At 74.7% G+C, this 11,791-nt stretch carries 9 protein-coding genes; 1 reads left to right on the top strand and 8 read right to left on the bottom strand.

Features of this window, described 5'->3' with window-relative positions; all coding sequences use genetic code 11:
• Positions 1–11: 11 nt before the first annotated feature.
• The 4 genes from ACZ516_RS12170 to ACZ516_RS12155 form a co-directional block, all read right to left on the bottom strand.
• Complete coding sequence (locus ACZ516_RS12170; RefSeq protein ID WP_469010461.1) at positions 12–869, bottom strand: endo alpha-1,4 polygalactosaminidase; 858 nt, start codon at positions 867–869, stop codon at positions 12–14.
• Between the two features lie 68 nt (positions 870–937).
• Positions 938–1,819 carry an SGNH/GDSL hydrolase family protein gene (locus tag ACZ516_RS12165; RefSeq protein WP_469009915.1) on the bottom strand — a complete coding sequence of 294 codons (882 nt, stop codon included), beginning with the start codon at positions 1,817–1,819 and terminating at the stop codon, positions 938–940.
• Between the two features lie 293 nt (positions 1,820–2,112).
• A complete protein-coding gene (locus ACZ516_RS12160; RefSeq protein ID WP_358584589.1) occupies positions 2,113–2,955 on the bottom strand; it encodes a DUF1206 domain-containing protein in 843 nt (280 codons plus the stop codon).
• Positions 2,956–3,032: 77 nt separating this feature from the next.
• Positions 3,033–3,485, bottom strand: coding sequence for an STAS domain-containing protein (locus ACZ516_RS12155; RefSeq protein ID WP_469009913.1), 453 nt, complete (start codon positions 3,483–3,485; stop codon positions 3,033–3,035).
• A 310-nt stretch (positions 3,486–3,795) separates the two neighbouring features.
• Between ACZ516_RS12155 and ACZ516_RS12150 the strand changes: the two genes are divergently transcribed.
• Entirely contained in the window at positions 3,796–4,947 is a 1,152-nt protein-coding gene (locus tag ACZ516_RS12150; RefSeq protein WP_469009912.1) for a hypothetical protein, read from the top strand.
• A gap of 25 nt (positions 4,948–4,972) precedes the next feature.
• Here ACZ516_RS12150 and ACZ516_RS12145 read toward each other — a convergent pair whose 3' ends face one another.
• The 4 genes from ACZ516_RS12145 to ACZ516_RS12130 all read right to left on the bottom strand — a co-directional run bounded on the left by ACZ516_RS12145 (position 4,973) and on the right by ACZ516_RS12130 (position 11,775).
• Entirely contained in the window at positions 4,973–6,580 is a 1,608-nt protein-coding gene (locus ACZ516_RS12145) for a sigma-70 family RNA polymerase sigma factor (protein ID WP_469009911.1), read from the bottom strand.
• Positions 6,581–6,669: 89 nt separating this feature from the next.
• The gene (locus tag ACZ516_RS12140) at positions 6,670–9,444 is read right to left on the bottom strand and encodes a helix-turn-helix transcriptional regulator (RefSeq protein ID WP_469009909.1); all 2,775 of its coding nucleotides are present in this window, start codon (positions 9,442–9,444) and stop codon (positions 6,670–6,672) included.
• Between the two features lie 66 nt (positions 9,445–9,510).
• Entirely contained in the window at positions 9,511–10,374 is an 864-nt protein-coding gene (bdeA, locus tag ACZ516_RS12135; RefSeq protein WP_469010460.1) for a bis(hydroxyethyl) terephthalate hydrolase, read from the bottom strand.
• A 201-nt stretch (positions 10,375–10,575) separates the two neighbouring features.
• Positions 10,576–11,775 (bottom strand): alpha/beta hydrolase family protein, encoded by a 1,200-nt coding sequence (locus ACZ516_RS12130; protein WP_469009908.1) that lies wholly within the window; start codon positions 11,773–11,775, stop codon positions 10,576–10,578.
• Positions 11,776–11,791 lie beyond the last annotated feature (16 nt).

The raw sequence follows: 11,791 nt of genomic DNA, 5'->3' as shown, positions 1-11,791 counted from the left end.
CGCCCGCGCCGTCAGCAGTGCCGGTACACGTGCCCGTCCTCGCCCTCGGGCAGGACGTCGCGGTCGCGCAAGGTCACCGACAGTTTCGCGCCCCAGGAGCGGCAGGCGGCGTCGAAGTCCTTCTGCTCGTACTCGATGTCGAAGACCCTGCCGTCGTACGCCGCCTCGAACGCGGGGCACTCCCGGTAGCGGGCGCACTCCTCGGTCACGGCGAAGTCGAAGCCGATGGCGCGCCGCCGCGTCAGGAGGTCGGTGGTGTTCTTCTGGGCGATGGCCAGGCCCTCGTCATGGGCGCGGCGGGCCAGGAGCCGGGCGAAGGCCACCGCGTCATCCACGGTGAGCAGCCCCTTGGAGCGCTCGTAGGAGTCGAGGTTGTCGGGCTCCACGGCGTCGAAACCGGCCTCGGAGCAGCCCTCGATCCACTTCCCGACGACATCGAGCAGGGCGGAGCGCTTGGCGGGGGTGGAGATGTCGAGCAGGGGCTCGTGCCAGTCCTCGTCGACGACCAGGCGCCCGTCGCCGTCGCGCAGGAGCAGCTCGGGGTGCTCGCCCTGCCACCAGCGCGCGGCCTTCCTGCCGGGCTGGGCCTGGAAGGCGTTGACGTAGCAGATGTTGTACCGGCCGGGGGCGGGATCGGCGGCGCGATCGCGCGTGAGGGCCCGCACCTTCGCCGGGGGCCGGTAGGCGCCGCCCAGTTGGTAGTCGAACGCCGCGTCGACGGGCGGGCGCCGGACGGCGTCACCGGCGGGGGAGCTGGGGGCCGGCGAACAGGCGGTGGCGAGGGGGCCGAGAAGCACGAGGAGCAGCGCGCCCCCGACGCCGGCGCGTGCGGTCCGCGTGCGGCGGTTCTTGCTGGTGGGCCACTTGATTCCGGTCACCGGGCCAGGATCGCAGCCCCGCGCCGTCGGACGGTGCGCGGGGCGCGGTCCCTGGGCGGTCAGGACAGTTTCAGTGCTTTCGCCGCCTGCTGGGCCATCCCGGCCTCGCCGGCGGCGTTGGGGTGCACGGGGACGAAGTTCGTGCCGAAGAGCACCGGTTCGATCCACCGCTCCTTCGCCGGGCGGCAGGCGTCATGGGCGTCGGAGGCGGCGTCCATGTCGACGTACGTCGTGCCGGTCGCCGCGGCGGCGCGCCGGGCGGCGGCGTTCAAGTGGGCCTGCGTGTCGCGGAGGTAGGGCACATCGCCCTCGGCCAGGGACATCTTGAGGAAGCAGCCGGGGACGGCCTTGGCGGGAGTGATCCAGGGGTAGCCGAGGATCGCGACCCGCGCCTTCGGTGATCTGGCCTTGATCCGCTGGAGGGAGGCCTTGATGGCCGGGTACGTCGTGGACTCGATCCGGTCCTTGAAGGTGGTGCCGTACGTGTCCTTGCAGGGGCTGCCCTTGCCGCCGGAGAGGACCCCGGCGGTACCGCAGGCGAGGACGGCGTTGATGAACGTGTTCTCGTCGTTGCCGCCGATGGTGAGCGTCACCAGCTGTGTGTCGCCCTTCAGCGCGTCGAACTGCGGCGGCACGCCCGGGTGTTGGGAGGACGTGAAGTCCTTGGTCTGGGCTCCGCCACAGGTCACGTCCGTCAGTTTCGCGCCGAGGGAGGCGGCCAGGAGGTGCGGGTAGTTCTTCGACGTACGGGCGCAGACGAGCGGCGCTCCCGGGTCGAGGGGCAGAACGCCCGAGCCCGCGCTGTAGCTGTCGCCGAGGGCGACATAGCGCAGCGGCTTCGGGGTCTCGGCGGCGGCCGGTCCCGCGCCGAGGCCGAGTACGGCGACCGCGCCGACGGCGGCGAGGGCGGCGACGGGGCGATGCTGAGCGGGCATCCGCATGGACGTTCTCCTCCGAGGGGGGAGCGAGGTGCCGGGGCCCGGGCAACGTATTGCAGGATCGGCGGCGTCCACTACAGGCGGGGATGCGTGTCGGGGTGAGACGTGTTGGCATCGGGGTGACAAAAGACGACGACCGGCGTCCGCCCCGCGCCCAGGTCCCTCGTCGTGAGGTCTGGTTGCTGCGCGGTGCGAACGCCGGTCCGGCCTCGAAGGCGACGGAGTCACGAGGTGACGGGGCGAGCGGATGAGTCCGTGAGCGGGTGGGCGGGTGAGTGGGTGTGGGGGGCGCCGGGTCAGAGCTTGCGCCAGCGCGCGTTCGCGAAGGAGAAGAGGCCGAAGGCGGCGAGCCCGAAGGCGATGATCGCGAGCAGCCACGGCCCGAAGCCGGTGTCGGCGAAGGAGCGCAGGGTGTTGTCCATGCCCTTGGCCTCGCCGGACTTGTGCCGCACACCGGCGGCGACGGCAAACCCACCGGCCACCGCGAAGACGACGCCCCTGGACACGCCGCCGAACACACCGAGGATGTCCACGGCCTGGCGCACCCGGTGCGACATCTCGGACAGACGCAGCCGCTTGTGGAACTTGCGCATCAGCGCGCGGCCGGCGATCCAGAGCCCCGCCACGAGCACGGCGGCGCCCGCCGCGGCGACGATCCACCGCCCGCCGGGCCAGTCGAAGGCCTTGGCCGTCACGTCCTTGGTCTGCTGGTCGCTCGAACCGCTGCCACTGCCCTCGTCGCCGGTCGCGTAGGCGAGGACGGAGTACGCGACGAAGATGTAGAAGAGGCACCGCGCGGCGGACATCGCCCGCTTGCTCGGCTTGTCGCCGTCCGGCCCGGCCTGTCCGAAGAAGGCCTCCGAGAGCCGCCACAGGGCCATTCCGGCCAGGGCGATGCCGAGCAGCCACAGCAGGATGTTGCCGAACGGCCGGTCCGCGAGCTCCGCCACGGCGCCACCGCGGTCCGCCTGCCGGCTCCCGCCGTCGGAGAAGGCGATCCGCAGGGCCAGCGTGCCGATGAGGAGGTAGATCACTCCGCGGCCGATGAATCCGGCGCGGGCGATCGAGGCGATGGCCGTCCCCTTGGCCGCCCGTCGGGCCCGGCCCTTTCCGTGTGCTGTCACCGAAGGCAGATGCATGGCTTCCCCATGCCCCGAGGGCCTCTCCTTATGCGATCCGAACAGTCATGATGTGCCCCCCGACCGGCGGGGGCACATCAGTGGTGGACGCTCCGCGCGCCCGGTCGCCTGTTGGTGTACGGGGCGCCGGCCGGGATCGTGAAGCTCCGGTCGAGGCGGGTGATGCGCAGCACGCGCCAGTTGCGGGCGCTGCCCGGCACGAGCCACAGCGTGCCCTGTGCCGAGGCCACCTGCTGCCGGATCCGTACCAGCAGCCGCAGGCCGCCGGCGTCGAGGAACGTCACCTTCCGCAGGTCCGCGACGACTTGCCGACCGGCTCGGTCGAGCAGGGCCGTCACACGAGGGGTGAGCTCCTGGTCGGCCCAGGCGTCGAGTTCACCCCAGAACGCAAGGACATCCGTGCCGTTCACCATGCGATGGTTCAGGCCGAAGGTGAAGTCGGCGGTGCCCGTTTCCCAGTCCAGCAGTGTCCTGCCTCCTTCACTGAAAGTAATCAATGGAAGGGTGGTGCGGCTGATGCGAAGCGGCATCGGACGCCGCCGGATTCCAGGGCGGTACCGAAGTCCTATGCTCATCTTTCCCGCTCAGCGCCGTTCGTACCCTTGTCCGGCCGGTAGTTTGAGCGGATCGAACGATGGAGCACAGTTCAAGTGGTTTACTACTCAGTGTAGTTGCGGTCCGGGTGGTCGGCGCCCGGTCCTGACCCGCCGATGACGGCGGCGGCCCCCCTCGCCGTACGCCGGGGCCGCCCGGGCAATTCGAACGGATCACCGCCTGCTTGTCGTGCCCGGCGCAAGCAGCGGATACGGTGCTGACGTGGTGATCGATAGGGAGGGGCCGATGCCAGGTACTGCGCTGCTCATCGCGGCGGCCCCCGTCAGCAAGAGCCGGCTCGTCGACGCGGCCTCCGTACTTCCCGTACTCGCGGCGGTGTCGCCCGCGGCGCTCGCCGGGACCGACCCCGCGAGCGTGGTGGAACTGGCCGACCCGCTGGACCCGCAGTCGGTCCTGACGCGGCTGCGGGCCGCCGCCATGGCGCCGGGGCCGTTGATGATCTACCTGGTCGGGCAGGTCCATCTCGACCGGCGCCAGCGCCACCTGCACCTGGCGCTCGCCCGCACCACCCCGGCGACCATGCGCTACACCGGATTCCCCTGGCACTGGTTCACCCAGGAACTCCGGCTGCGCCCCGCGGGCAGCACCACCCTCGTCGTCGACCTGCACACCGACCCCGAGAGCTGGCAGGCCCTGCACGAGCACCCGCTCGACGCGGGAGCCGGCGTCGCGCTGTACGGCCGTATCGCCCCGCCCGCCAAGCGGCGCGCGCCGGCGGCCCCCGCCTACATGAAGGCGCTCGCCACCGTGCTGCGCAGCGGCCACCGGCCTCCACTCCCGCACCTGCACGAGCAGGCACTCGCCCAGTCCCTCGCCGAGGGCGCGCAGGACCTCGTGGTCGCCGGGGAGCCCCGCCTGGCACCGCCCGCCGCCCACCAGAGGATCACCATGAGCCCCGCGCCGGAGCCGGCCGCCCCGGCGGGCGGGCCCGAGCCGGACGCCGGGCCCGCCGATCCGCACGCCGCGATCACCGCCGCCGTCGAGGCGGGCCGGCACGAGGAGGCGGCGGCCCTCGCCGCCTCCTGGGAGCAGACCGCACTGCGCGCGCACGGACCGGGCTCGAACGAGGTCATCCATTGGATGGAAGTTCGTGCGGATCTCGCCCGGTTCGCCGGTGACGTGGCGCGCAGCTGCGAGATCTGGCTCGCCGTGGCCGAGGCCCGCCTCGCCGCCGGGCAGGCCCCCGACTCCCCGCAGGTGGAAGCAGCGGCGGACCGGGCCCACCACCTGTGGGACCGCGTGCGCCACGCCGAGACCGTCCGGGCCCTCGGTCCCGACCTGATCCGCCTGCGCCGCCGGGTGCCGGGCCGCCGGCCGGGCACCCTGCAGCTGGCGCAGCGCCGTCTCGAACAGTTCCACACGCAGCGCGTCGGCTGAGGGCGTCCGCCCGCCGGGCGGGGGTTCAGAGCGCGGTGCCGAACGCCTGCGTCCACCAAGGCCCGCCCGAGCCGTTGTGGATGCCCACGCCCAGCTCCTTGAAGTCGCAGTTGAGGATGTTGGCGCGGTGCCCGGCGCTGTTCATCCAGGAGTCCATCACGGCGGTCGGCGTCCGCTGGCCGCGCGCGATGTTCTCGCCGTAGGTGCTCCAGCGGTAGCCGGCGGCCGTGATGCGGTCGCCCGGGCCCGTGCCGTCCGGGCTCGTGTGGTCGAAGTAGTCGCGCGCCGCCATGTCGGCGGAGTGTTTGGTGGCGGCCGCGGCGAGCCGGCCGTTGGAGCGGACGGGCCCGCACCCCGCCTTGGCGCGCTCGGCGTTGACCAGGGCGACGACCTGTGCGGCGGTGCCGCTCGGCGTGGCCGCAGGGGTGGGCCCGGGCGCCTTCGGCTTCGGCCGGGGCTTCGGCGCGCTCTTGACCGGGCTCGGCTCCCGCTTCGGCTCGGGCTCCGCCTTCGCCTTCGGCTTCTTCTTCGCCTTCGTCCTGCTCGGGGTGGGCTCGGCCGACGCGGAGGCGGAACGCTTCGGGGAGGGGGACGCGCTCCTGGAGGCCTCGGCCGCGGCGGGGGAGGCCGGTGCCGCGGCGGTGGCCGGGGCGGTCTCGTCCGTCTCCGGGCCGGTCAGCAGGTGGAGGGCGGCGCCCCCGGCGACGAGCGCGACGACCGCGGCCGCCACGCCCGCGGTACGGCGCCGGCGCCGGGCGCGCCCGCGGCGGGCCCGCGTCCGCGCGGGCACCGGCGCACCGGCGGCGGGGGCGGACGAGACCGAGCCGACCGTGCCGAGGTCGGGCTCAAGGACCCGCTGCGACAGGGCCGCACCGACGGGGACGAGGGCGAGCGCCACGAGCAGACGCTCGGCGGGCACCAGGTCCGTCCAGTGGCCCGAGCAGGCCACGCAGTCGCGCGCATGGCGGGCCAGCCGCTTGCGCCACAGGGCCGAGGGCACACCGTCCCAGCCCGCGGTCAGCTGCCCGAGCGCCGCGCAGCGGGGCTCGGCGGCGAGGGCGCGGACCACCACCCGCGCCGTCTCCAGCTGCGCCTTCATCCGCTGCACCCGCACCGCCGCGTGCTGCGGGGACAGGTCGAGGGCCGCGGCGACCTCCGCCCGGGTCAGCTCGCCCGCGGACTCCAGCCACCACAGCGACAGCAGCCCCCGGTCGTCCTCGTCCAGCCACCGCGTGGCCTCGGCGGTCTCCCTGCGCTGCCCGGACAGGCCGAGCCGCACGATGGTCAGGTCCACGAAGTCCGCGCCCGGGTCCACGACGTCGTAGCCGTCCACCGGACCGCCACCGGCCGGTATCGCGCCCGTGGCGCGCTCACGCCAGTGCCCGCGTATCCGGTTCATGGTGATGGCCACCAGCCAGCTGCGGAAGTGGGACGGATCGCGCAGCCCGTCCAGGCCGCCGAGGACGCCGAGCATGGTCTCCTGCACCACGTCGTCGACGTCCGCGTGGCCGCCGAGGGCCCGCCCCACGATGTTGTAGACCAGCGGCAGGTACTCCGCCACGAGCGCGTCCTGCGCCTGCTGGTTGCCGTCCTGCGCTGCCCTGACCATCGCGACTTGGCGTTCGCTGCTCACGCTGTGACCACTTTCTGTGTGGGGACCTGTCTCCTCCGACACAAGGGAGACGCGCGGCCCGCGCCCGGATAACAGAAATCCGGCGGACCTCACGCCTCGTCGTGGGCGGTGAGCCGCTCGGACCTGGCCACGAGCCGGGACAGTTCGACGCGAGAGCGTACCCCGAGCAGCGCGAAGACGTTCCGCAGGTGGTGGTCGACGGTCCGCGGGCTCAGCGACAGGCGCCGCGCCACCTCACGGTTGGTGGCGCCCTCCGCGACGCAGTGGGCGATCCGCAGCTGCTGCGGGGTCAGCCGCGACAGGCCGCCCGGCGCCCCCGTGCTCCACGCCTCCCCGGTGGCGCGCAGCTCGGCGCGCGCCTGCTCGGCCCAGGCGCGGGCGCCGCACCGCTCGAAGGAGACGAGGGCGTCCCGCAGCCGCCCCCTGGCCTCGCCGGGACGGCGTCTGCGGCGCAGCCACTTGCCGTACAGGAGCTGCGTACGGGCGTTCTCGAAGTCGCCGCCGGCCTCCTCGTGGCGGGCGAGCGCGACGGCGTACAGGGCGTCACCGTCCGCGGGGCCCGCGAGCAGGGCGTGGCAGCGGGCCAGCTGGGCGGGGGCCTGCGGGTCGGCGCCCTGGGCGGCCCACTCGGCGAACTCCGCGACGCGCTCGCGGGCCGCGCCCTCGTCCTCCCCGGCCAGGCAGGCCGCCTCCACGAAGCAGGGCACGGCGAGCATCCGCACGGCGAAGTGGCCCCGGCGCGGCCCCGGCCGCACCACCGGGCCGAGCCGGGCGGCGGCCTCAGGGGCGCGGCCGCGGCTCAGGTCGAGGCGGGCCAGCGCCCACTGGGCCAGGGTCGAGGCCTGCGCGAGGCCGTGCCGCCCGGCGGTCCGCGCCGCCGCTGCCGCGTGGGCGGCGACCGCCTCGTCCTCGCCCTCCACCGACGCCACCAGCGCGAGGATCGCGTGGTGCTGGGCGGCGATGTTGCGCTGCCCGGTACGGCCGGCGGTGCGCAGCCCCTCCTCGGCGTGGGCGCGGGCGCGCGCGTGCCGCCCGGCCCGCAACTCGGCGTAGGCGAGGTACTCCAGGGCCTGCGGTACGTGGATCTCCGTGCCCCGCGCCCGCGCGGCGGCCAGGGCCCGGGCGTTGACGCGGGAGGCCGCCGCGAAGTCCCCGACGAGGAGGGCGGCGACCCCGGCCCGCAGCAGCCGCGACGGCTCGTCCGCCCCCGCGCCGTGTGCCACGACGTCGCGCAGGCCGGGGCTCGCGGCACCGAGCCGCCCGCTCATGACGACGGACATGGCGGCGCGGTACTCCTCGGCCAGCGCGTCGGCGCCCCCGGCCGGCGCACCGGTGGCCCCGGCCGCACGGGGGGTGCCGAGGGCCGCCAGGTAGGCCTCGGCGTCCCCCATGTCCCAGGCCGCCGCCATGGCGCACAGCCGGGCCTCCTGGGCGCCGTCCGGGTCGTACGGGGCGAGGAGTTCCGCCGCGAGCAGGAGCGCCTCGCGGGCATCGGCGACGGGGCCGTCCCCGAGCGTGAGCCGGCCCCGGACCAGTGCGACCGCGCCCCGCACCTGGGCGTCGCTCGACTCGGCGCGGGCGGCGGTGAGCAGCTCCTCGGCCTGTGCGGGGCGGCCCGCGAGCCGGGCGTGGTGGGCGGCGGCGACACGTCGCAGGGCACGCTCCCGTGACGCCCGGGTGAGATCCGCCGCCGCGGTCAGGGCCGCGGCGCGCAGCGCGTGGGACGGAGCGGTCCCGGGCGCGCGGGCCTCGACGGCCAGCGCCGTCGCGAGCCGGGCGTCGGGCCGCTCGGCCGCCAGGGCCCGGTGCAGCCGCTGGAGCAGCGCCGGTGTGCGCCCGTCGTCGAGGGCCGAGGCCAGCAGCCGGTGGGCGGCACGGCGCCGGGCGGCCGGGGCCCCGGTGTACAGGGCCCGGCGCAGATCGGGGGCGCCGAAGTGGACGCGGCCGGCGCTCAGGCGCACGATCCCCGCCGCTTCCGCCGCCCGCAGCGACGCGCCGTCCAGGCCGGCCGCCGCGCCGGCCCGCAGTACGAGGTCCAGGTCCGCGCCGGCCGGCTCGTCCCCGGGGTCGTGGACGGCGGCGGCGATGAGCAGCAAGCGCGCCGTGTCCCGGGGGAGTTCGGCCGGATCGATGCCGCCGTACGGCGGGGACAGCGCCCCCTCGGCGACCCGTCGGGGCAGTGGCGCCCGCCCCGCCAGCTGAGGAGACGTGAGTCCGGCGAGGAGGGCGTGGACCAGGGCGGGGTTGCCGCCCGCCGCGCGGAGAACCGCCTCCCGTACGGCCGGGTCGGCGCCGCCCGGGGCGACGTCGTCGAAGAGCGCGGCCGCCTCGGACGGCGCGAGCGGGTCGAGGCGCAGGACGGGCAGCGCGGCCAGATGGGGATCGTCCGCGCGGTGTGCCGCGACGGACAGGAGGAGAGCGACGGGGTGGGGCCCGCCGAGGCGGCGGGCGGCGAAGCCGAGGGCCGCGCGGGAAGCGGCGTCCCACAGATGGGCGTCGTCCACGCAGATCAGCAGCGGATGCCCGCCCGCGAGGTCGCGCACCACGCAGAGCAGGGCCCCGGGCCCCTCCGGCAGCGGGCGCAGCGGCGCTCCCGCACACCACAAGGAGTGGACGCCGCTGTACGGGATCAGGGACTCGGCGGGGACGGCGCGCGTGCTCAGCACCGTCCCCGTTCCCAGCGAGCGGAACCGGTGGGCGGCGTGGGCGAGCAGCGTGGTGCGGCCGAGCCCCGGTGCCGCGGCCAGCACCAGGGCTCCGCCCCGACCTTCGCGCACGCCGGTCAAGAGGGCGTCGACGGCGTGCAGTTGAGCGCTCCGGCCGTATACCCGGAGGGGACCCGTCGCAGTCGTCAGTCCGGCCACGACCGCCACGTTACTTCGGCGTAAAACTTCTTGGAACCCTCCTCGAACCCTCAAGCGGAGGCGTTCTCAGGAGGTGTGCGGGCAGTTGCCCCGGTACTCCTCGATCGTCGTGCTGGGACGAGGCAGCGGGCAGAGGAACTGCTCGTAGCGCTGATCGTTGTCGATGAACCGCTTGAGCCACGAGACGCTGTACTTCGCGATCGTGGTGTTCGAGGTGTTGGGCGTGAAGTGGGTCGCGTTGTTCAGCTCCAGGTACGCCTTGTCGAGCGAGGCGGGCAGCGTCTCGTAGAAGGGCTCCGAGTGGGTGGCGACGGGGGCGACGGTGTCGCCGTCCGCGCCGACGACCAGGGTGGGGGTGCGCAGTTCGGGCCAGGTCTTGTCGAGGTTCCAGCCGGTCAGCGGGATCGCCGCCTGGAGGCTGGGGCGGTCCTTGGCGGCCTCCAGAGTGCCGCCACCGCCCATGGAGTGGCCCATGACGCCGAGTCTGCCGCTGTCGACGCGGTCCCGCACGGAGCTGCGCTGCGTCAAGTAGTCCAGGGCCGAGCGGAGTTGGCTGCCCCGGCTGGCGGGCTGGTCCAGGGTGGTGAGGGTGTCGATGGTGAAGACCACGAAGCCCTGCGAGGCGAGCCGCGGCCCCAGCCAGGAGATGGACGACTGGGTGGCCGTGTAGCCGGGCGAGACGGCGACGGCGCCGAACGTGCCGTCAGCGGTGGTCGTCGGGTAGTAGATCGTGCCGCCCCCGAAGCCCGTCACGCTCAGGGACGACACGCGGGTCTCGGACACGGCGTAGGGGCCGCGGGGAGCCTCGATGCTGGAGACGGTCGGCGCGGGACCGCGTTCGTACGGGTTCTCCGCGGCGCCGGCGCTGCCCGACTGCGCGGTGATCAGCCCGCCCACGGCAAGCAGGGCGGCGAGCCCCGCCCGCACCAGGCGCGGACGGAGCCGGCGGGTCGGACGCGGAGGGGGCGGGGTGCCGAGGAATGCGTCGGTGAGCTGCTGCACGGCGGTCGTGTCCTTTCGGCGAGCGTTTGCTGGCAGCGGCAACTGTCCGGGCACACCCGCCCCGGGCACATCGGTGAAATCACCGGTCTTCGGCGCGGAGCCGAGCCGGACGGCCGCTCCTTCGGCCGGTCAGCGCTTGGGGAAGGCGACCTCGGGGTGCTGCGGTGCCGGGCCGTCGAGCAGTGGCCGCGGCGCTCCCCCCAGCCACTTCTCGAAGAAGGCGCCGGCATAGGCGCGGGTGATCCGCTGGGACCGCTCCCCGGAGAGCGGCACGTCGGGATCGACGATCCCGGCCTGCTCCGCCAGGACGGGCACGTCGGTGAACGTGAAGTGTCCGGCGCCCTTGACGGTGAGCCACCGCTTCCAGCCGTCGAGGCCCTGCCAGGTGCTGTCCCAGTTCTCCCCGTCACCGCGCCCCGGCGTGTGCTCCGCCTCAGTGCCGAGCATCAGGAACGGGCGGCCGTCGATCCCGCCGGGGTCCGTGTGGAAGTGGCCGTCCATGTTCATGCCCGCCCGTACGCGGTCGTCGCGGGTCATGGTGGCGACCGCGGCCGCGCCCCCGATGGAGTGCCCGCCGGCTCCGATCCGGCGGGGGTCGATCATTCGGGAGTGCCGCCACGCGGGGTCGCGGCCGGTGAGCCGGTCGATGACGAAGGACAGGTCCTTGGCCCGTCCCTCGGTGACGACCTTGCCCATCCCCGGCTTCTCGGCGGGACCGCAGGCCTCGCAGGTGAGGATCCGCCCGCCGGGGAACGCCGTGCCGAGCGACTCGTACGCGTGGTCGACGGTGGCGACGACGAACCCCCGGGCGGCGAGGTCCTCGGCGAGGTGGGTGAGCGTGGACCGGGGTGCGCTGAAGCCGGGGGAGAGCACGACCAGCGGGAAGCGCCCCGGCGCGGGCCGTGCCCCGGAGCGGGCATGGGTGCGCGTGGCGCTGTACGCGGCGGGCGAGAGTTGCCCCTGCACGCCCCACCACTCCAGCAGGGGCCGGGCCTCCTCCTCGGAGGTGTACGCGGTCGGCCGCCCGCCGCCGTGCCGGCCCGGATAGTAGACGGACACCATCAGCTCCCGCGCGTCCGCCGACGGCACCCATGGATCCCGGCGGCTCTTGTCGACCAGATGCACGGTGTCCCGTCCCACCGCGTACGGCCCGGTGGGGCGCGGCAGGCGCAGCGGAGCCGACGCCGGTTCATCGGCCGTGACAGGTGCGGAGCCGGCCGGCCGGGGCGCGGCGTGCGCGGTCGCACCGCCCACGGCGGGCACGGCGAGGGTGAGGACGAGAGCGGCGGTGAGGGCGCTGCGGCGCGCGGTGTTGCGGGCTGGATTCATGTCGACTGACGCTAGT

This window comes from Streptomyces sp. NPDC034037 (assembly GCF_055575715.1).
The sequence above is the reverse complement of the archived record's forward strand: the minus strand, read 5'-3'. Positions and strand labels throughout refer to the sequence as shown.